This is a genomic window from Stenotrophomonas sp. TWI1409, assembly GCF_039673015.1.
Classification (GTDB): Bacteria; Pseudomonadota; Gammaproteobacteria; order Xanthomonadales; family Xanthomonadaceae; genus Stenotrophomonas; species Stenotrophomonas maltophilia_A.
Genome location: NZ_JBDJKU010000022.1, coordinates 1 through 19,497, shown reverse-complemented (window position 1 = coordinate 19,497; position 19,497 = coordinate 1). Strand labels below are relative to the sequence as shown.

22 protein-coding genes and 1 tRNA gene are annotated in these 19,497 nt (G+C 66.3%); 6 read left to right on the top strand and 17 right to left on the bottom strand.

Going from position 1 to position 19,497, the window contains the following annotated elements; translation table 11 throughout:
- Positions 1–121: 121 nt before the first annotated feature.
- Positions 122–631, top strand: a complete 510-nt coding sequence (locus ABE423_RS09345; RefSeq protein ID WP_346485834.1) for a DUF3011 domain-containing protein — start codon at positions 122–124, stop codon at positions 629–631.
- Between the two features lie 85 nt (positions 632–716).
- Positions 717–1,154 carry a GNAT family N-acetyltransferase gene (locus ABE423_RS09340; RefSeq protein ID WP_346485832.1) on the top strand — a complete coding sequence of 146 codons (438 nt, stop codon included), beginning with the start codon at positions 717–719 and terminating at the stop codon, positions 1,152–1,154.
- Here the strand turns inward: ABE423_RS09340 and ABE423_RS09335 are convergent.
- The 11 genes from ABE423_RS09335 to thrS all read right to left on the bottom strand — a co-directional run bounded on the left by ABE423_RS09335 (position 1,133) and on the right by thrS (position 9,617).
- Positions 1,133–1,474: a phosphotyrosine protein phosphatase gene (locus ABE423_RS09335; protein ID WP_346485830.1), complete on the bottom strand. Its 342-nt coding sequence runs from the start codon at positions 1,472–1,474 to the stop codon at positions 1,133–1,135. The genes ABE423_RS09340 and ABE423_RS09335 overlap by 22 nt on opposite strands.
- The gene (locus ABE423_RS09330; protein ID WP_014037933.1) at positions 1,471–1,671 is read right to left on the bottom strand and encodes a hypothetical protein; all 201 of its coding nucleotides are present in this window, start codon (positions 1,669–1,671) and stop codon (positions 1,471–1,473) included. The genes ABE423_RS09335 and ABE423_RS09330 overlap by 4 nt, the downstream gene beginning before the upstream one ends.
- A 117-nt stretch (positions 1,672–1,788) precedes the next feature.
- A tRNA-Pro gene (locus ABE423_RS09325) sits at positions 1,789–1,865 on the bottom strand.
- A 68-nt stretch (positions 1,866–1,933) separates the two neighbouring features.
- Positions 1,934–2,290, bottom strand: coding sequence for a MerR family transcriptional regulator (locus ABE423_RS09320; RefSeq protein ID WP_005410431.1), 357 nt, complete (start codon positions 2,288–2,290; stop codon positions 1,934–1,936).
- On the bottom strand, positions 2,271–2,570 hold the full coding sequence (locus ABE423_RS09315) for an integration host factor subunit alpha (RefSeq protein WP_005410432.1): 300 nt from the start codon (positions 2,568–2,570) through the stop codon (positions 2,271–2,273). Before ABE423_RS09315 ends, ABE423_RS09320 begins: the two co-directional genes overlap by 20 nt.
- A 27-nt stretch (positions 2,571–2,597) precedes the next feature.
- Positions 2,598–4,979, bottom strand: a complete 2,382-nt coding sequence (pheT, locus tag ABE423_RS09310; RefSeq protein ID WP_346485828.1) for a phenylalanine--tRNA ligase subunit beta — start codon at positions 4,977–4,979, stop codon at positions 2,598–2,600.
- Positions 4,980–5,100: 121 nt separating this feature from the next.
- On the bottom strand, positions 5,101–6,096 hold the full coding sequence (locus ABE423_RS09305; RefSeq protein ID WP_005417865.1) for a phenylalanine--tRNA ligase subunit alpha: 996 nt from the start codon (positions 6,094–6,096) through the stop codon (positions 5,101–5,103).
- A 193-nt stretch (positions 6,097–6,289) separates the two neighbouring features.
- On the bottom strand, positions 6,290–6,649 hold the full coding sequence (rplT, locus tag ABE423_RS09300) for a 50S ribosomal protein L20 (protein WP_006380762.1): 360 nt from the start codon (positions 6,647–6,649) through the stop codon (positions 6,290–6,292).
- A gap of 11 nt (positions 6,650–6,660) precedes the next feature.
- On the bottom strand, positions 6,661–6,858 hold the full coding sequence (rpmI, locus tag ABE423_RS09295) for a 50S ribosomal protein L35 (RefSeq protein WP_005410436.1): 198 nt from the start codon (positions 6,856–6,858) through the stop codon (positions 6,661–6,663).
- Positions 6,859–7,124: 266 nt separating this feature from the next.
- Positions 7,125–7,652, bottom strand: coding sequence for a translation initiation factor IF-3 (gene infC, locus ABE423_RS09290; protein WP_074725076.1), 528 nt, complete (start codon positions 7,650–7,652; stop codon positions 7,125–7,127).
- Between the two features lie 63 nt (positions 7,653–7,715).
- The gene (thrS, locus tag ABE423_RS09285; protein WP_032128659.1) at positions 7,716–9,617 is read right to left on the bottom strand and encodes a threonine--tRNA ligase; all 1,902 of its coding nucleotides are present in this window, start codon (positions 9,615–9,617) and stop codon (positions 7,716–7,718) included.
- A 429-nt stretch (positions 9,618–10,046) separates the two neighbouring features.
- On the opposite strand from thrS, the gene ABE423_RS09280 reads away from it, so the two are divergent.
- From ABE423_RS09280 to ABE423_RS09270, 3 genes are read left to right on the top strand one after another with little or no spacing between them, the layout of a single operon-like run.
- Positions 10,047–10,343 (top strand): hypothetical protein, encoded by a 297-nt coding sequence (locus tag ABE423_RS09280; protein ID WP_005410439.1) that lies wholly within the window; start codon positions 10,047–10,049, stop codon positions 10,341–10,343.
- Positions 10,343–10,606, top strand: coding sequence for a hypothetical protein (locus ABE423_RS09275; protein WP_049401219.1), 264 nt, complete (start codon positions 10,343–10,345; stop codon positions 10,604–10,606). Before ABE423_RS09280 ends, ABE423_RS09275 begins: the two co-directional genes overlap by 1 nt.
- Before the next feature lie 10 nt (positions 10,607–10,616).
- Complete coding sequence (locus ABE423_RS09270) at positions 10,617–12,176, top strand: PepSY-associated TM helix domain-containing protein (RefSeq protein WP_329893986.1); 1,560 nt, start codon at positions 10,617–10,619, stop codon at positions 12,174–12,176.
- 129 nt (positions 12,177–12,305) lie between these two features.
- On the opposite strand, the gene ABE423_RS09265 is transcribed toward ABE423_RS09270, so the two are convergent.
- Both ABE423_RS09265 and ABE423_RS09260 read right to left on the bottom strand, forming a co-directional pair.
- A complete protein-coding gene (locus tag ABE423_RS09265; protein ID WP_346485825.1) occupies positions 12,306–12,698 on the bottom strand; it encodes a VOC family protein in 393 nt (130 codons plus the stop codon).
- Between the two features lie 90 nt (positions 12,699–12,788).
- The gene (locus tag ABE423_RS09260) at positions 12,789–13,979 is read right to left on the bottom strand and encodes a glycoside hydrolase family 18 protein (RefSeq protein WP_346485823.1); all 1,191 of its coding nucleotides are present in this window, start codon (positions 13,977–13,979) and stop codon (positions 12,789–12,791) included.
- A 222-nt stretch (positions 13,980–14,201) separates the two neighbouring features.
- Between ABE423_RS09260 and ABE423_RS09255 the strand changes: the two genes are divergently transcribed.
- On the top strand, positions 14,202–15,188 hold the full coding sequence (locus ABE423_RS09255; RefSeq protein ID WP_346485821.1) for a hypothetical protein: 987 nt from the start codon (positions 14,202–14,204) through the stop codon (positions 15,186–15,188).
- Between the two features lie 120 nt (positions 15,189–15,308).
- Here the strand turns inward: ABE423_RS09255 and pnp are convergent, their stop codons facing one another.
- The 4 genes from pnp to rbfA all read right to left on the bottom strand — a co-directional run bounded on the left by pnp (position 15,309) and on the right by rbfA (position 19,402).
- Positions 15,309–17,417 (bottom strand): polyribonucleotide nucleotidyltransferase, encoded by a 2,109-nt coding sequence (gene pnp, locus ABE423_RS09250; RefSeq protein WP_125427128.1) that lies wholly within the window; start codon positions 17,415–17,417, stop codon positions 15,309–15,311.
- A gap of 151 nt (positions 17,418–17,568) precedes the next feature.
- Positions 17,569–17,829, bottom strand: a complete 261-nt coding sequence (gene rpsO, locus ABE423_RS09245) for a 30S ribosomal protein S15 (RefSeq protein WP_005410445.1) — start codon at positions 17,827–17,829, stop codon at positions 17,569–17,571.
- 173 nt (positions 17,830–18,002) lie between these two features.
- Positions 18,003–18,911: a tRNA pseudouridine(55) synthase TruB gene (gene truB, locus ABE423_RS09240; protein WP_125894340.1), complete on the bottom strand. Its 909-nt coding sequence runs from the start codon at positions 18,909–18,911 to the stop codon at positions 18,003–18,005.
- A gap of 107 nt (positions 18,912–19,018) precedes the next feature.
- The gene (rbfA, locus tag ABE423_RS09235; protein ID WP_005410447.1) at positions 19,019–19,402 is read right to left on the bottom strand and encodes a 30S ribosome-binding factor RbfA; all 384 of its coding nucleotides are present in this window, start codon (positions 19,400–19,402) and stop codon (positions 19,019–19,021) included.
- Positions 19,403–19,497: the final 95 nt, after the last annotated feature.

Below are 19,497 nucleotides of genomic sequence, written 5' to 3'. Positions count from 1 at the left end.
GTAAGCCTCTGCATGGGCCCGCGCGTACTACTAAACCGCCACTGAGCCATCTTCGGAACGAAGCGTTCCGGCAGCCCCGGACTGGGCCATTCTTGCCGCCCCATCCCCACCGAGCCTGCACATGTCCCATCGCCTGCTGCTGACGATCACCGGCACCCCCCTTGCCCTGCTGCTGGCCGCCACCACCGTGGCCGCACAGGACTACGACACCGATCACATTCCGGCGCTGCGCTGCGAATCGCAGTTCAACAAGACCGCGCAATGCCCGATCGAAGGCCCGATGCGCCTGGCCAGGCAGCTGTCGGTGACCCGGTGCGTGGAGAACCAGAACTGGGGCCAGAGCCGCCGCACGTTGTGGGTGACCGACGGCTGCCGCGCCGAGTTCGTCGCCGACGGCTATGGGCGCGGACGCTGGCCGGGCCGCGGCAGGGACCGTGACGATGATGGCGAGCGCCTGGTCTGCGAGTCCTACGAAAAGAAGGACAAGGAATGCCGTATCCGTGTGCGCCACGAGGTGCGCCTGGTCAAGCAGAAGTCGGTGACGGCCTGCATCGAGGACCAGAACTGGGGCTGGGACCGACGCGGCGTGTGGGTCAGCGACGGCTGCCGGGCCGAGTTCCGCGTGTATTGACTGCCGAGCACGCGCTGGCTGCGGCGGGTGCGGCTGCGCCTGCGGCAGAGCCGATAGACTGGGCCCTCCTGTCAGGAGCCCGACCATGCCCGCTGCGACTGCGCCGCGCGTCCGCGACGCGACGCCAACCGATGCCTCTGCGCTGATCGCACTCGACAGCGTGGCGGCAAGCGACCCTCGACGGGCGGAACAGATTGGCGAGTGGTTGGCGCGGGGCAACGTGCATGTTGCCGAGCAGGAGCGCGAGATCGTTGGCTACATGACCCTCCATGAGCACTTCTTCGGCGAAGCCTTCGTCGAAATGCTGATGGTCGCGCGCGAGCGGCGCAGCCAGGGCGTCGGCGCTGCACTGCTGCGGCACGCGATTGCACAGCGTGGACAGCGCAAGCTGTTCACCTCGACCAATGCCTCCAACATCGCCATGCAGCGCCTGCTCGTTGCATCGGGCTTCATCGACAGCGGCATCGTGCATGGACTGGATGACGGCGACCCGGAGCTGATCTACCGCTTTGCCGGCAGCTGATCGAGATACGCGGTCACCTTGATGTCCAGCAGATCCATCAGCACGGGATCCATGCAGCGATAGTCGTCCGGGATATCCAGGCAATGCAGGCGCTTGTGTTCCAGCAGGCGCGCGTATGCGGCCTGCAGGCGATGCTGATGCTTGGCCTCCATCACGAAGATGACATCGGCCCAGCGGATGTCCGCCGGGCCGATGGGGCGTCGTGCATGCGGGCTGGTGCCGGCCGACAGCGCAGTGAAGCCGGGCCGCCGTCGCCACATGGCTTCGGCGGTTGGGCTGCGCAGCTGGTTGCGGCTGCAGACGAACAGCAGGTTGATCATTCCTGTTCCTGCAGTTGGCGGGCGCTGAGCACCGGATAGGTGAAGCCCAGCTGGCGTGCGCGCGCAAGCTTGGCATCGCGCGTGTACAGCAGCTTCCAGTTCTTCTCGGGCTTGTAGCTGTAGGCGGTCGTGGCGCGGTCGCCACCACGGTTGCGCGCCTGGCTGCGACGCCAGGCACGGTTTCTTGCAGATTCCATGATGTGTTCTCGTGAGTACCGGGTTCGGCAGCCGCGGTAGTACGAGTGGCGCGCAGCATACACCGCACGCACAAAAAAGCCCACGCATCGCTGCGCAGGCTTCTTGATTCATCACAGTGGTCGGGACGGCCGGATTCGAACCGACGACCCTCTGCCCCCCAGGCAGATGCGCTACCAGGCTGCGCTACGCCCCGACTGATGCTGCGATGTGCCCGCCAGTGCGGCGGGCCGTGAAGTATAGCGGATTACGATGGAAATGGGATCAGCGGCGCAACAACTGCAGCACTTCTTCCAGCTCCATGCGCACCTGCTTGATGATCTGGTTGCTCAGCGCCGATTCCTCGCGGGCATCGGGACCGTCCAGACGCAGGCGTGCACCACCGATGGTGTAGCCCTGTTCGTACAGCAGGCTGCGGATCTGCCGCACCATCAGCACGTCGTGGCGCTGGTAGTAGCGGCGGTTGCCTCGGCGCTTGGCCGGCTCAAGGCTGGGAAACTCGGTTTCCCAGTAGCGCAGGACGTGCGGCTTGACGTCGCACAGCTCGCTGACTTCACCGATGGTGAAGTAGCGCTTGGCCGGGATCGGCGGTAGTTCGCGGTTACTGCCCGGATCCAGCATAAGCTTCCACCCTCTCCTTGAGCTTCTGGCCCGGACGGAAGGTGACCACCGTGCGGGCGGAAATCGGAATTTCCTCGCCGGTCTTGGGGTTGCGACCCGGGCGCTGGTTCTTGCGCCGCAGATCGAAATTACCGAAGCCCGACAGCTTCACCTGACGTCCCTGTTCCAATGCTTCACGCAGCACATCGAAAAACGCGTCGACGAATTCCTTGGCTTCCCGCTTGTTCAGACCGACTTCGTCGAACAGCTTTTCCGCCATCTCCGCCTTGGTCAATGCCATTGCCTGCTACCCCCGAGTGCTGCCCGCTCAGCCGCGGATCCGGGCGTGATGTTCACGCTCGATGGCAGTGACCGCCTCGGCCACCACCGCATCCACGTCGCGGTCCGTCAGAGTGCGCGACTTGTCCTGCAAAATCAAGCCCATAGCGAGACTCTTGAATCCCGGCTCGACGCCCTGGCCGACGTAGCGGTCGAACAGGTTCAGGTCGCGCAGCAGCGGGCCAGCAGCCTGGCGGACGGTGGCCGCGAGATCGGCCCAGGCCACCTGTTCAGGCACCAGGAATGCCAGGTCGCGACGCACTGCCGGGAAGCGCGACAGTTCGCCGGCACGCGGCAGGCGGCGGGCGGTCAGCGGCTCCAGGTCCAGTTCGAAGGCATAGACGTCGGCTTCGATGTCCATTGCCTTGGCCAGACGCGGGTGGATCTGCCCGATCCAGCCGATCGCCACGCCATCGCGGAACACCTCGGCCGAACGGGCCGGGTGGCCGTAGGGGCGGGCCGACGGGCGGAACTCCAGTACCGCACCACTGGCAGCCGCCAGCGATTCCAGATCGCCCTTCAGGTCATGGAAATCGACCTTGCGGGCCGGCAGGCCCCACTGCAGTGCCTGTGCATCACCACAGACCGCAGCGGCCACGCGCGGGGTTTCCAGCGGCGCCGGCCGGCCGTCGCCGGCCTGCTGGGCGAACACGCGGCCCAGTTCGAACAGGCGCACGCGGCCGATCTGGCGGGCGGCGTTGCGGCCCAACGTGGCGACCAGGCCTGGCAGCAGCGACGGGCGCATCACCGCCAGTTCGGCCGACAGCGGGTTGGCCAGCGGCACCAGGTTGTCGCGCAGCTGCCACTGGCTCAGCAGCGCATCGTCGACGAAGGCGAAGTTGACGGTTTCCTGCTGATCACGGGCGATCAGCTGGCGGCGCACGCTCAGTGCGTCCAGCTGGGTCTCGCTCGGCATCGCCACGCGCGAGGCGCCGCCCGGCAGCGTGGTCGGGATCTGCTCGTAACCGTGGATGCGCGCCAGCTCTTCGATCAGGTCTTCTTCGATGGCGATGTCGAAGCGGCGGCTCGGCGCCGTGACCTGCCAGCCGTCGGCGGTGGCAACCACGTCCATGCCCAGCGCGCGCAGGATGCGCTCCACTTCCGCATCGTCGATGGTGATGCCGAGCACGCGGGTGATGCGGGCGCGGCGCAGCACGATGGTTGCCGGCTGCGGCAGATCGGCCTCACGCACGGCCTCGGTGACCGGCGCCGGGGTGCCGCCGGCCAGGTCCAGCACCAGGCGGGTGGCGTACTCGATGGCGGTACGCGGCAGTGCCGGGTCGACACCGCGCTCGAAGCGGTGGCCGGCATCGGTGTGCAGGCCCAGCTTGCGACCACGGCCCATGATCGCGGCCGGCGCGAAGTGTGCGGCTTCCAGGAATACGGCGGTGGTCGCGTCGGTGACGCGGGTGTCGAAGCCGCCCATCAGGCCGGCCAGGCCGACCGCACGATCGGCGTCGGTCACGACCAGGAAGCTGTCGTCCAGCTCGGCGTCGCGGCCGTCCAGCAGCTTCAGGCTCTCGCCGGCACGCGAACGGCGCACGGCGATGCTGCCCTGCAGGGTGCCCAGGTCGTAGGCATGCATCGGCTGGCCGAGCTCGAGCATCACGTACTGGGTGATGTCGACCAGCAGCGAGACCGGGCGCACGCCGCTGCGGCGCAGGCGCTCGGCCATCCACAGCGGGGTCTTGGCGGCGGCGTTGACACCTTCGATGACGCGGCCCAGGTAACGCGGTGCTTCGGCGCCGGCGTCGAGCTGGATGGCCAGCTCACGGCTGCCGATGGCGGGAATCGCCTCGGCGGTGAAATCCAGCACGTCGCTGCGGGTGGCCGCGGCGACGTCGTAGGCGATGCCGCGCAGGCTGAAGCAGTCGGCGCGGTTCGGGGTCAGCTTGATCTCGATGCTGGCGTCCGGCAGGCCCAGGTAATCGACCAGAGCCTGGCCGACCGGTGCGTCATCCGGCAGTTCCAGCAGGCCGGAGGCATCGTTGTCCAGGCCCAGCTCCTTGGCCGAGCACAGCATGCCGTTGGACTCGACACCGCGCAGCTTGGCCGGCTTGATCTTCAGCTCGCCGATCTGCGCGCCGACCATCGCCAGCGGCGCGACCAGGCCCGGACGTGCGTTCGGTGCGCCGCAGACGATCTGCAGCAGCTCGCCCTGCCCGGCTTCGACCCTGCACACCTGCAGGCGGTCGGCTTCCGGATGGCGTACGGCGTCGATGATGCGTGCCACGACCACGTGCTCGAGGCCCTCGCCCAGCGCGGTCACTTCTTCCACTTCCAGGCCGATGGCGGTCAGCACCGCACTCAGTTCATCGCGCGAAGCGCGGGTCGGGACGTGGCTGCGCAGCCAGTTTTCGGAGAATTTCATGGTGTCACCCTGGTGGGAGGCGTGCCTCCCGTTGCGGTTTTTGTGGTCGCCCAGCGCATGCGCAAGGAGGCGTCCATCCAGAAAAGCAGCCGAGCATGGCTCGGCGCTACACGGTTGCGACTTACGCGAACTGCTTCAGGAAGCGCACGTCGTTCTCGAAGAACGCGCGCAGATCGTTGACGCCGTAACGCAGCATCGCGAAGCGCTCCACGCCCATGCCGAAGGCAAAGCCGGTGTAGCGCTCCGGATCGATGCCGACGTTGCGCAGCACGTTCGGATGGACCATGCCGCAGCCGAGCACTTCCAGCCAGCGGGTGCTGCCATCGGGCTGCTGCCAGGCGATGTCCACTTCCGCGCCCGGTTCAACGAACGGGAAGTAGCTGGGGCGGAAGCGCATCTCGAAGTCGCGCTCGAAGAAGGCGCGCACGAACTCGGCCAGCGTGCCCTTCAGGTCGGCGAAGGTCGAATGCTCGTCCACCAGCAGGCCTTCCACCTGGTGGAACATCGGCGAATGGGTCTGGTCGCTGTCGCTGCGGTACACCTTGCCGGCGGCGATCATGCGCAGCGGCGGCGCGTGGTCGCCCATGTAGCGCACCTGCACACCGGAGGTATGCGTGCGCAGCAGGCGGCCGTCACCGAAGTAGAAGGTGTCGTGCATGGCGCGCGCCGGGTGGTGCGGCGGGAAGTTCAGCGCCTCGAAGTTGTGCCAGTCATCCTCGATCTCCGGCCCTTCCGACAGCTCGTAGCCCAGCCGGCCGAAGATGCCGGTGATGCGCTCCAGGGTGCGGGTGATCGGATGCAGGCCGGCGCGGTCGCCATTGCGGCCCGGCAGGGTGATGTCGATGGCTTCGGCGGCCAGGCGCGCATCCAGTGCCGCGTCTTCCAGCAGCGCCTTGCGCTCGCCCAGCGCGCGGGTCAGCGCGTCGCGGGCCTGGTTGATCGCTTCACCGGCGGCCTTGCGCTCGTCGGCCGGCAGGGCTCCGAGCTGCTTGAGCTGCGAGGTGATGCTGCCACTCTTGCCAAGCAGGGCCACGCGCAGCTGTTCCAGCACGTCGGGGCTCTGTGCGGCGGCCACATCGGCCAGCGCCTGGGTGGTGAGGGATTGGATGTCGCTCATGGGGGGCCGGAACTCCAGTCGATCTGCCATCGCGATGCGCGAAGGGCCGACCCCTGTCGCCACCGCCGTCCCCGCGCTGCCGTCATGGCCTCGCCGGGACCCAAAAAAGAATGGGGAAGGACTTGCGCCCTTCCCCATGCATTGCCTTGACCTGACACCGTTCCGAGTGAACGGTTACGGCATCGGGAAGGACTTATGCCGCCAGCGCGCCCTTGGCCTTTTCGGCCAGCGCGGTAAAGCCGGCTGCGTCGTGCACGGCGATGTCAGCCAGGACCTTGCGATCCAGGGTGATGCCGGCCTTCAGCAGACCATTCATGAAGCGGCTGTAGCTCAGGCCGTTGATGCGGGCAGCCGCATTGATACGGGTGATCCACAGCGAACGGAAGTTGCGCTTCTTCTGCTTACGGCCGATGTAGGCGTACTGCTGTGCCTTGATGACCGCCTGCTTGGCGACGCGGAAGACCTTGCGACGGGCGTTGTAATAGCCCTTGGCGAGATCCAGAATCTTCTTGTGGCGGCGACGCGCCTGTACGCCACGCTTAACTCGTGCCATTTTTCAGTTCCTCAGAGGTAAGGGAGCATGCGGTCCAGACGGCCTGCGTCTTCTGCACGGACATGGCCCGTCTGACGCAGATTACGCTTACGCTTGGTCGCTTTCTTCGTGAGGATGTGGCTACGGTTGGCGTGGCCGCACTTGTACTTGCCCGAGGCGGTCTTGCGGAAACGCTTGGCCGCTGCCCGGTTGGTCTTGATCTTGGGCATTGCAATGTCCTTGATGGGATATGACCCTGGTTTCTGACTGATCTGGCGGCGGCCTGGGCCGCTCTTTCCGTCCTGCCATGATCGGCGTACGACCCGTCCTGGGTGGGTCGAGCCGGGCATGATACAGGCAAAACCGCCCTGCCACCAGCCCCTGCAACCCTTTCGCCGGCAATTCACCGGCTTCCTGCAAAAGCAAAGGGACGCCCATGGCGTCCCTCTACCCTGAACCATTCAGCCAGGCGCCCCGGAAGGCGGCCCGTCAGGCCTCAGGTCTTCTTCTTCGGCGCGATCATCATGACCATCTGACGCCCTTCCAGGCGCGGACGGGATTCAATGACGATGTCCTCGCCCAGATCGGTCTCGATCCGGTTGGCCATTTCGCGGCCCAGTTCCTGGTGGCTCATTTCACGGCCACGGAAACGGATGTTGACCTTGATCTTGTCACCATCCTCGAGGAACCCGCGCATCTTGCGCAGCTTGATCTGGTAGTCGCCCTCGTCCGTGACCGGACGGAACTTCACTTCCTTGATCTCGACCTGCTTGGTCTTCTTCTTGGCCTCGCTGGCCTTCTTCTGCGCTTCGAACTTGAACTTGCCGAAGTCCATGATCTTGCAGACCGGCGGATCGGCCTGCGGCTGGATTTCGACCAGGTCCAGGCCTTCATCTTCGGCCATGGACAGCGCTTCGTCGCGCGACAACACGCCGATCATTTCTCCGTCACTGCCGATCACGCGGACGCGCGGCACACGGATTTCCTGATTCTTGCGGTTCTGTTTGTTGTCAGGGGTGCTGATATTACGTTCTCCCAAGGGTATCGAACCGGTCCGGGTGCCTGTGCCCCCGGACCGGACCTTTGCTTACGCGCCCTCGGCCTGGAGCCGCTCGATGAAGGCCTGCAGGCTCATGCTGCCCAGGTCTTCGCCAGAACGCGTACGCACCGCCACAGCCCCATTTTCCTTCTCGCGGTCACCAATGACCAGCAGGTAGGGCACGCGCTGCAACGTATGCTCGCGGATTTTATAGCCGATCTTCTCGTTACGCAAATCCGAGCTGACGCGGAAGCCTTGCTCCGCAAGGGTTTTGGTCACGCCCGAGACGTACTCGGCCTGAGCGTCGGTGATGTTGGCCACCACCACCTGGGTCGGCGCCAGCCAGGCCGGGAACTGGCCGGCATGGTGCTCGATCAGGATGCCCAGGAAGCGCTCCATTGAGCCCACGATGGCGCGATGCAGCATGACCGGGTGCTTCTTCTGGCTGTTCTCGTCCACGTACTCGGCGCCCAGACGGCCCGGCATCATGAAGTCGACCTGCATCGTGCCCAGCTGCCAGGTACGGCCGATCGCGTCCTTCAGGTGATACTCGATCTTCGGGCCGTAGAAGGCGCCCTCGCCCGGCAGCTCCTGCCACTCCACCCCATTGCTGGACAGTGCCGAGCGCAGCGCGCCCTCGGCCTTGTCCCAGGTGGCGTCATCGCCCAGGCGCGATTCCGGACGCAGCGCGATCTTGACCTGGATCTCATCGAAGCCGAAGTGCTGGTAGACCGCCAGCGCCTGCTGGTGGAACGCGGTCACTTCCGCCTCGACCTGGTTTTCGGTGCAGAACACGTGGCCGTCGTCCTGGGTGAAACCACGCACGCGCAGGATGCCGTGCAGCGCGCCGGACGGCTCGTTGCGGTGGCAGGCACCGAACTCACCATAGCGGATCGGCAGGTCGCGGTAGCTGTGCAGGCCCTGGTTGAACACCTGCACGTGGCCCGGGCAGTTCATCGGCTTGAGCGCGTAGGTGCGCTTCTCCGATTCGGTGAAGAACATCGCGTCCTGGTAGTTGTCCCAGTGGCCGGATTTCTGCCACAGGCTCACGTCCAGGATCTGCGGGCAGCGCACTTCGCCGTAGCCGGTCTTGCGGTACACCTTGCGCATGTACTGCTCGACCACCTGCCACAGCGCCCAGCCCTTCGGGTGCCAGAACACCAGGCCCGGCGCTTCTTCCTGCAGGTGGAACAGGTCCTGCTGCTTGCCGATGCGGCGGTGGTCGCGCATCTCGGCTTCTTCGATGCGCTTGATGTACGCCTCGAGCTGCTTCTTGTCGGCCCAGGCGGTGCCGTAGATGCGCTGCAGCTGCTCGTTCTGCGCGTCACCGCGCCAGTAGGCACCGGAGATGCGGGTCAGCTTGAAGGCCTTCAGGAAGCGCGTGTTCGGCACGTGCGGGCCGCGGCACATGTCCACGTATTCCTGGTGGTAATACATGCCCATCGCCTGGATGTCGTCGGACATGTCCTCGATCAGGCGCAGCTTGTAGTCCTCGCCACGGGCCTTGAAGATCTCGATCACTTCGGCGCGCGGCGTCACCTTCTTGATGACGTCGTAGTCCTGGGCGATCAGTTCACCCATGCGCTTCTCGATCGCGGCCATGTCGTCCGGGGTGAACGGGCGCTCGGAGTAGATGTCGTAGTAGAAGCCCTCGGCGATCACCGGGCCGATCACCATCTTCACGTCCGGGTACAGCTGCTTGACGGCGTGGCCGACCAGGTGGGCGCAGGAGTGGCGGATGATCTCCACGCCCTCCTCGTCCTTGGCGGTGATGATGCGCAGGCTGGCATCGTGGTCGATGACGTCGCTGGCATCGACCAGCACGCCATCCACGGCACCGGCGATGGTGGCCTTGGCCAGGCCGGCGCCGATCGACTGGGCGACCTCCATGACGCTGACGGGGTTTTCGAATTCGCGGCGGCTGCCGTCGGGAAGAGTAATGTTGATCATCGCAGTGGCTTCGTGCGGGGCCCGCGGGGCGGGCTGGAAAGCGTTCCCGGGGCGGCGCCCGGGCAATAAAAAAGCGCCGCGAGGGCGCCTGGAACACAGGGCCTTCGGGGGCAGGTCAACAGTGGGCGGTGGTAGTGCTCATGTCGCACGCTCGGCCGGCGCTGGGCGCGGGCCACCTTGTTCCAGTCAGGGTCCTACGCTGATCTTAAACCAGCGCAGGGGAAAGCCCAAGGCCTACCGTACGGTCCGCTGAATGGGTCTCGCTGGCGGCGTGAAATTGCAATGATTACCATGTCGGCGCAGGCCGCCCTGTGCCAGCCTGCCCGCTTTCCCCCAGGACCCCGTGATGCGCCACCCGCTCCGACCGGCTCCCGCCGGCCCCGCCCGTGCCCCGCGTTCGCCGGCCCGCTGCCACGCTGGCCGCCCGCGATGATCACCGTCGGCCTTTCCACGCTCGGCTTCTGCAGCCTGGGCATGCTGGCGGCGATGTTCTCGGCGCTGGCCTTCTATGCCGCCTCGCCACACTGCCGCTGGCCGCGCCTGCGCCGTGCCGGCCGCCTTGGCCGCCAGATCGGCCTGGTCGCCGCTGCCGCCGCGCTGTGGCTGTGGATGGCCGAGCTTGGTTTTGCCGCCGGCCTGGTGGCGATGCTGTGCACCTGGATGCTGGCCGCCATGCTGCTGCCGGCGCTGGCGGCCTGGCACCGCCCCGGTACGGAGTCGCCGTGATGTGGCCGCGCGCCTTCGCCGGCATCGTGGCCGGCTTCCTCCTGGCCGCCGCCGTCACCGGCCTGCTGGCGTGGCTGCCGCCCGGCCCGTGGCAACGGGCGCTGGTGCCGACCCTCATCGCCTTCATCCCGCTGTGGATGCTGGCCGCCCTGTGGGCGTTCAGTTTCCGCAGCGCGCTGCGCGCCTGGCTGGTGCTGGCCGGCAGCGCCGCCGCCGGCTTTGCCGTGCTCGGGCTGCTGCGCCTGACCGGCGCGGTGCAATGAGACCTTTCCCATGAAGTTCAGTTCGCAGACGCTGCGCACGTTCACCACCCTGCACACCTGGGTCGGCCTGGTTGCCGGCTTCGGCCTGTTCGTGGCCTTCTACGCGGGTGCGCTGACCCTGTTCCACCACGACCTGCCGCTGTGGCAGACGCCCGGTGCAGCCACCGCACTCCCCGCCGGCCTGGACGACGCGCAGTACCTGCTGGAAGACGTGCTTGCCGCGCATCCGGAAGCGCGCCGCCACGTCGGCATGACCTTCCCCGGCACCGAACACCCGCAGCCACTGGCCTACTGGCAGGCCGATGACGGCAGCTGGCGCTACGCCTGGCCGGGACAGATCGCCGGCAGCACCACGCCGCCACAGACCGGGCTGGCCGAACTGGTCAACGAGCTGCATTACAGCCTCGGACTGCCGGTGGCCGGCATCTACGTGATGGGCATCGTCAGCCTGCTGTATGGCATGGCCCTGCTCAGCGGCCTGGTGATCCACCTGCCGAAGCTGTTCGGCGATCTGTTCGCGCTGCGCCCGGGCCGCAACCTGAAGCAGCTGTGGCAGGACGCGCACAACGTGATCGGCGTGCTCAGCCTGCCTTTCCACCTGATGTTCGCGGTGACCGGCGCCCTGCTCTGCCTGGTGTTCGTGCAGATGGCCCTGCTCAACCCGCTGATCTACGACGGCAAGGCCCTGCAGGCGGTACCGACCGCAATGGACACCGCGCCGGTGCGCGACGCCAGCGGCATCCCGGCGCCGCCGGGCAGCCTGCGCGTGCTGCATGCGCGCGCGCTTGAAGTGGCCCGTGCACAGGGCGTGGCCAATTTCGAACCGGCCTACCTGAAGCTGGCCAACGCCGGCGATGCCAACGCCACCATCGAGATCACCGGCGAATCCACCGGAACGCTCGGCCCGCTCGGCGCGGTGGCACTGGACGTGGCCACCGGCAACGTCCTGGCCTCGCAGCTGCCCGGCCAGCGCGACGCCAACCACGCCACGCTCAGCGCGGCCTATGCCCTGCACTTCGGCGAGTTCGGCAACGGTGTGGTGGTCTGGCTGTACTTCCTGCTCGGCCTTGGCGGTGCCTTCCTGTTCTACTCCGGCAACCTGTTGTGGATCGAATCGCGGCGCAAGCGTCGCCAGCCGCAGCAACCGCGTGCCGGGGTGAACATGGCACGGGCCACGGTCGGCGTCTGCATCGGGCTGTGCGTTGCGATTTCGGTGGCGTTCGTCACCGCACTGGTGCTGGAGCGGCTGGCACCGTCCGCGGTCGACCACGGCATCCGCTGGGCCTGCTTCGGCAGCTGGGCGGCCTGTGCGCTGTGGGCCGCGCTGCGACGCCCGGCGCAGGCGGCACGCGAACTGCTGTGGGCGGCGGCGATCAGCACCGCGCTGGTGCCGATCCTGCATGGCGCGCTCAATGGTGACTGGCTGTGGCGTGCTGCTGCGCGTGGCCACTGGCCGCTGTTCTGGGTCGATGCCATCGCGCTGGCCATGGCCTTCGGCTTCGCCCGCCTGGCTGTGGCCAGCCAACGCCGCGCCCGCAACGGCGACCCCAACAGCGTCTGGGCCAACTGAGCCGTCGCCGGGCATGGCCCGGCGCTACCGACCGTTACGCGCAACGCCCCCTGTAGCGTCGAGCATGCTCGACAGCTGTTGATTTCGCGCCAAGCTCCGTCGAGCAAGCTCGACGCTACCCAAGCAGGATCATGCCTCGCCGGGGTAACGACTCACTTCGATCAGGTTGCCATCCGGGTCGCGGAAGTACACCGATTCGATCAGCCCCAGCGCGTCAGTACGTGCCACCGGCCCCTCCTCCACTGCAACGGACTGCGCCTGCAGGTGGGCCAGCACATCGGTCGTCGCCGTGCGCGTGACCAGGCACAGATCGGCGCTGCCCGGCATGGGCCGCAGCGCATGCGGTTGCAGCGGGGCGCTGGCCGGATGCAGGTTGATCTTCTGCTGGCCGAACTGCAGTGCGGTACGGCCCGCGCCGAAGTGCACGACCTGCATGCCGAGCACGCGCTGGTAGAAATCACAGCTGCGGTCGATGTCGGCGACGGTGAGGACCAGATGGTCCAAGCGTTCGAGATGGATCATGCCCGCAGCGTAGCGCTGCGGGCATGGACATGCTGTGCGGGGTCGGGCCGATGGCGTTGCGGCGTTGCGCCGGACATCGCCTGATGCAGCTCAATCGCCGATGCGTGCCTTCTGCCAGGGGCCCAGCATGGCGTTGAGCAGGCTGGCCTGTTCGTCGTCGCCGGTCAGCTCCCACATGAAGACGCCGGCCAGGCCCTGCTCGCGGGCGAACTGCGCACGCAGGCCGATCGAGCGCGGGTCTTCATAGCTGATGAAAACCTTCTGCTCGGCGTTGTACAGCCACGGGCTCTGCGCCTGTGGTTGCCAGTGCTTCGTCCAGCCCGGCTGGTCGAGATAGCGCGCCTTGATCACGCGCCAGTCGCCGGCATCGGCCGGTGCACTGTAGGACTGGTACAGCCCATCCGGCGCATCGCCGGTGACCTTGAAGCCGCGCCCGTAGAACGGCACACCCAGCACCAGCTTGTGGGCTGGCACCCCGCGCTCGCGGTAGTACTGCACCGCGCCGACAACGTTGTTCCAGCGCCGCAGTTCCGGCGCCAGCGGATCGGTCGGCACTTCATGCAGGGGCGCATTGAACGTCGACACCGCCGAGAAGCCGGTGCCCATGTCGTAGCTCATCAGGTTGATGAAATCGAACACCTTGGCCAGCGCCGGCAGGTCATAGCTTGCGGCTGGATCGTAGGGGCCATCGGTCTGCAGGCGACCGGCGGCCAGTGCGGCGGTCAACAGCATCGGCTGCCCCGCCTTGCGGCCATGCGCATCAAGGGCCACGCGGAACGCCTGCGCGAGCCGGGTCAGATTGGCGCGGTCCTGCGGGCGATGTGCCAGCTCCTTCGGTCCGCCACTGACTGGGAACTCCCAGTCGATGTCCACGCCATCGAAACTGCCAGCATGACGATCGAAGAACAGCGCCATGCATGAGTCGACCAGGCGCTTGCGGCTGCCCTCGGTCAGCGCTGCATCGGAGAATCCACCTGCGCCCCAGCCACCGATCGAGATCAACGTGCGCAGATGCGGGTGCGCCTTCTTCAGCTCGGCCAGCGCCGCGAAGTTCTTCGGCGCTTCCGCACCGATCGTGCAGCGCCCGTCCTCGATGGTGGAGAACGCGTAGAACAGGTGGGTGAGGCGCTCGGCCGGAATGCTCGACACCGGGTAGCGCTCGGCCGACCCACCGGGGTAGTAGGCACCGAAGATCGGCGGCTGCGCGGGTGCCGCATGCACGGCTATGGGCAAAGCACCGGCAATCAGCACGGCAAGGGCAGCCACGGTCTGGCGGAACATGGGATCTCCCGGTTCGAAGGCGCAGCCACGTTAGCAAACGGATGGGGCTGTGGGACGGTTGTCGTGGCATGTCGTCCAGTGGACAAGTGCATCCCGCCGGATGACGACAACGCGCCAGTCATGCAACGACCCTCATGCACTGCAGCAGGACACACGCCGACGCTGCGTTCGCGGGCTCGCGCATCGGCTAAGGTAGCCGCGGACCTTCAACCGCGCATGGACATGAGCACCGACCACGACAACCTCGACGACGGCGACCTGCTGGACGACGAAACCCTCGACGAATGCCAGGCCCTGGAGGCACGCGCCTACGACGCCTTCCACGAAGGCGACCTGCAGCAGGCGGTGGCGCTGTTCGGCGAGCTGATCGCACTCGCTCCGGAGGTGCCGTACCTGCATTACATGCGCGGATTGGCGCACAAGTATCTGCGCGACTGGGCTGCCTCACTGCAGGACAACCTGCAATCGGAGCAGCTGCGTGGGGAATTCGATGTCGCCACTGCCTGGAATGCCGGCATCGCCGCCACCGGCATGGCGGACTGGGCCGAAGCACGACGCCAGTGGACCCGCTGTGGCATCACCCTGCCCGAAGGCGAGGGCCCGATCGAGGGCCACTTCGGCGTGGCCTGCGTGCGCCTGGCACCGTGGTCGGATGCCGAAGTGGTGTACATGAGCCGCATTGATCCGGTGCGTGCACGCATCCACAACGTACCGCTGCCCGAAAGCGGCTTTCGCTTCGGCGACATCGTGCTGCACGACGGCGCCTCGACCGGCCGCCGTACGTACAGCGAACACGAGGTGCCGGTGTTCAATGCAATGCAGCGCCTGCAGGCATCGGACATGGCGACCTTCACCGTGTTCGTGCAGTGCGATTCGGCCGATGACATCGCTGCGCTGGAGGCAATCACCCTGCCCGGCATCGGCATGGTCGAGGACTGGACGGCTACCGTGCGCCGGCTGTGCCGCCGCTGCAGCTACGGCACGCCGCACCAGCATGGTGATGAGGCGCCAGATGAAGACCAATGGAGACGCGAACGTGACCTCGGCGTGGCCGCACAGGGCCGGGCTGCGGTGGAAAAGCTCATGGCGGTGTGGGTCGCTGCAGCCCCCGGCCGGGTGCTGGAGGCCATCGAACAGCGCGAGCACCCGATGAGCGACCCGGAGCCAGGCCAGGTCTGGTGGCTGGGGGAGGACGAAGAAGACGCGTAAGTGCAAGGACCAACGGTCCTCATCCACAGGATTCCAGGCAAAGAAAAAGCGGGCCGAAGCCCGCTTTTTCATTTCAGCGATTCCAGGAGCGTGTCAACCAAGGTTGACACCCACCGCCGATTATTCGGCGCTGGCGGCTTCGCCTTCTTCCACGGCCTTCATCGACAGGCGGATACGGCCTTGCTTGTCGACTTCCAGCACCTTGACCTTGACCACATCTCCTTCCTTCAGCACGTCGCCGACCTTCTCGACGCGATCGCTGGAGATCTGCGACACGTGGACCAGACCGTCCTTGCCCGGCAGGATCGTGACGAACGCACCGAAGTCCATGATCTTGGCGACCTTGCCTTCGTAGATGCGGCCCGGCTCGACGTCCGAGGTGATCTGCTCGATGCGGGCCTTGGCGGCCTGGGCAGCGATGGCATTGACCGAAGCGATGACGATGGTGCCGTCGTCCTGGATGTCGATCTGGGTGCCGGTTTCCTTGGTGATGGCCTGGATGGTCGAGCCACCCTTGCCGATCACTTCGCGGATCTTGTCCGGGTGGATCTTGATGGTCAGCAGGCGCGGCGCGTAGTCCGACAGCTCTTCACGCGGAGCGGTCAGGCCGTGGGCCATTTCGCCCAGGATGTGCAGACGGCCAGCCTTGGCCTGCTGCAGGGCCTGCTTCATGATCTCTTCGGTGATGCCTTCGATCTTGATGTCCATCTGCAGGGCGGAGATGCCCTCAGCGGTACCGGCCACCTTGAAGTCCATGTCGCCCAGGTGATCTTCGTCACCCAGGATGTCGGACAGGACGACGAAGCGCTCGCCTTCCTTGACCAGACCCATGGCGATACCGGCAACCGGCGCCTTCACCGGCACGCCGGCGTCCATCAGGGCCAGCGACGAACCGCAGACCGAGGCCATCGACGAGGAACCGTTCGACTCGGTGATTTCCGAGACGACGCGGATGGTGTACGGGAAGGCTTCCAGCGACGGCATGACAGCCAGCACGCCGCGCTTGGCCAGGCGACCGTGGCCGATTTCGCGGCGCTTCGGGCCCATCATGCGGCCGCACTCACCCACCGAGAACGGAGGGAAGTTGTAGTGGAACAGGAAGTTTTCCTTGTACTCACCGGCAACGGCATCGATGACCTGGCCATCACGGGCGGTGCCCAGGGTGATGGTCACGATGGCCTGGGTTTCGCCGCGGGTGAACAGCGAGGAACCGTGGGTACGCGGCAGCACGCCGGTCTTCACGGCGATCGGGCGGACGGTGTCCAGCGCACGGCCGTCGATGCGGACCTTGGTGTCCAGCACCGAGTCACGCATGGTGCGGTATTCCAGCTCGCCGAATTCCTTCGACAGCTCGGCCGGGTTCCAGCCTTCGGCGGCCACGCGGCCAGCCAGGGTTTCGACCACGTCCTTCTTGATCGCCGAGATGGCGTCACGGCGCTGCAGTTTGTCACGCACCTGGAAGGCTTCGCCCAGGCGCGGGCCGATGGCTTCCTTCAGGGCGGAGATCAGCGCGTCGTTCTTGGCCGGGGCTTCCCAGGTCGACGGCTTGGTGCCGGCTTCGACGGTCAGCTCGTTGATCGCGTTGATGACCTTCTGCATTTCGCGGTGACCGAAGGTCACGGCGCCCAGCATCACTTCTTCGGACAGCAGCGCGGCTTCGGATTCGACCATCAGCACGGCGTTGGAGGTACCGGCGACAACCAGTTCCAGCTGCGAGTCGGCCAGTTCGCTGACGGTCGGGTTCAGGATGTACTCGCCGTTCTTGTAACCGACCTTGGCAGCGCCGATCGGACCCATGAACGGGGTGCCGGCCAGGGCCAGGGCAGCCGAGGCGCCGATCAGGGCCGGGATGTCGCCGTCCACGTCCGGGTTCAACGACATGACCGTGGCGATGATCTGCACTTCGTTCTTGTAGTCTTCCGGGAACAGCGGACGGATCGGACGGTCGATCAGACGCGAGATCAGGGTTTCCTTCTCGGTCGCACGGCCCTCACGCTTGAAGAAACCACCCGGGATACGGCCGCCGGCGTAGAACTTTTCCTGATAATCGACGGTCAGCGGGAAGAAGTCCTGGCCTTCGCGCGCGCTCTTGGCGGCGACGGCGGTGACCAGCAGTACGGTGTCGTCCATCTTGACGATGACGGCACCGCTGGCCTGACGGGCGACTTCGCCGGTCTCGAGCGTGACGGTGTGCTTGCCGTACTGGAAGGTTTTGGTGATTTTTGCCACGGAGGGTGTCCTTGGGGATGCTGTCTGCGAATTTGGACCGTCGGCGACCCTTGCCGCCAGCGGGTGGCCGGATCGTTCCGGCCTGAATCGGGGATTGCGGTGCTACAAAACAAAACCGCGGCGCATCGCTGCGCCGCGGGGGATTCGTTGCTTAGCGACGCAGGCCAAGCTTCTCGATCAGGGCCTTGTAACGCTCGACGTCCTTCTTCTTCAGGTAGTCGAGCAGGCTGCGACGGCGGTTGACCATCTGCAGCAGGCCGCGGCGGCTGTGGTGGTCCTTCTTGTGGGTCTTGAAGTGGCCGGTCAGCAGTTCGATGCGGGCGGTCAGCAGTGCAACCTGGACTTCCGGGGAGCCGGTGTCAGCCGAGCTGCGCTTGTTGTCTTCAATGACCTTCTGGGTGTCGATCGACATTTCTTTTTTCTCTGTGATGCGTGGCCGGCAGGAACGCGCTTCGCGCACCGCCAGGCTCGCCGTGGACTACGAGGATGAAACCTGCGCGAGGCAGGTTGCCGGAAAACGGCCGCGAAATTGTAACGGTCGGGGGCTTCCGGGACAAGGACCGGGGCTGAACCGCCCGGCCCAGGTCAGAGGTTGAAACGACGCTGCGGAGCCAGCAAGCCACTGTCATCGACCTGGCCCAGGCCCTGGACAGCATCGTCCGGGCCAAACACGGCCACCAGGCCATGCGGCCAGGACAGGTCGCGCTGGCGCTGGCCGACGCAGAAACGGTGGGCCTGGTCGGCATCGAGGTCGACCCGCGGGTATTCAGCCAGGCCGGCCGCCAGCGGCAGCAGCAGCGCGTCCATCCCGGCCTCGTCACCGGCCTCGACCATCGCCCGCAGCTGGTCCAGGGTGACCATCGCCGGTTCATGGAACGGCTCGACCCAGAGCCGGCGCAACGCGCTGATGTGGGCACCGCAGCCCAGCGCCTCGCCCAGGTCGCGGGCCAGGCTGCGGATGTAGGTGCCGGAGCCGCAGGTCACGCGCAGCCGCAACCGCTCGGGCTGCTGCTCCATCACCTCGATGGCGTGCACCTGCACCTCGCGCACCGGCGCTTCGATGACGTCACCGCGGCGGGCCTTCACATACAGCGGCTCCCCACCCTGCTTCAGTGCCGAATAGATCGGAGCACGCTGGCGGATGCTGCCGGTCAGCGGCGCCAGCGCCGCCTGCAGGGCCTCGGCACTGATCGAAGGCACCGGGCGCTGCAGCAGCACCTGGCCTTCGGAATCGTCAGTGTCGGTGGTCTGGCCCAGCATGATCTCGGCGTCGTAGGCCTTGGCCGAGCCGAGCAGCAGACCGGCAATCTTGGTCGCCTCGCCGAAGCACAGCGGCAACAGGCCGGTGGCCAGCGGATCGAGGCTGCCGGTATGGCCACCCTTTTCGGCACGGAACAGGCGACGGGCCACCTGCAGGGCGGCGTTGGAGCTCATGCCGGTCGACTTGTCGAGCAGCAGGATGCCATCCAGGCGGCGGAACTGAATTCGGGTCATGACAGGATTTTGTAGAGTCGAGCCATGCTCGACTGCTGCAGCGCGGTCTGCATCAGACATCGCGCAGCCGGAATGCAACGACGCCGGGCATGCCCGGCGTCGCGCGGTTATTCTTCGTCGCTCTCGCGACGCTTCTCGGCGGCCAACGTATCAGGCAGATCGCGCAGGATGTTGTCGATGTGCTCACCACGGTCGACCGAGTCGTCGTAGTGGAAATGCAGCTCCGGCACGTGGCGCAGCTTCATCGCACGGGCCAGGTCCATGCGCAGGCGATAGCCCAGCTCCTTCAGGCCGGCCACGGCTTCAGCCGAACGTTCCGGCATCAGCGCAGTGACGAATACCTTGGCATGGGCCATGTCGCGGGTGATTTCCACGTCGGACACGCTCACCGAGGGCAACCCGTGCTCGCGCACGGCGTTGTGCACCAGGGTGCCGAGTTCACGGCGCAGCTGGGCGGAGACACGGTCGGTTCGATGGAAAGTCTTGGGCACGAGGAGCTCTTGGTTCAGTTGTCGCCCGACCAACGGTCGGGCACGACTCTTGATTCAATGGTCGCCCGACCCCCGGGCGGGGGCGACAACAATGT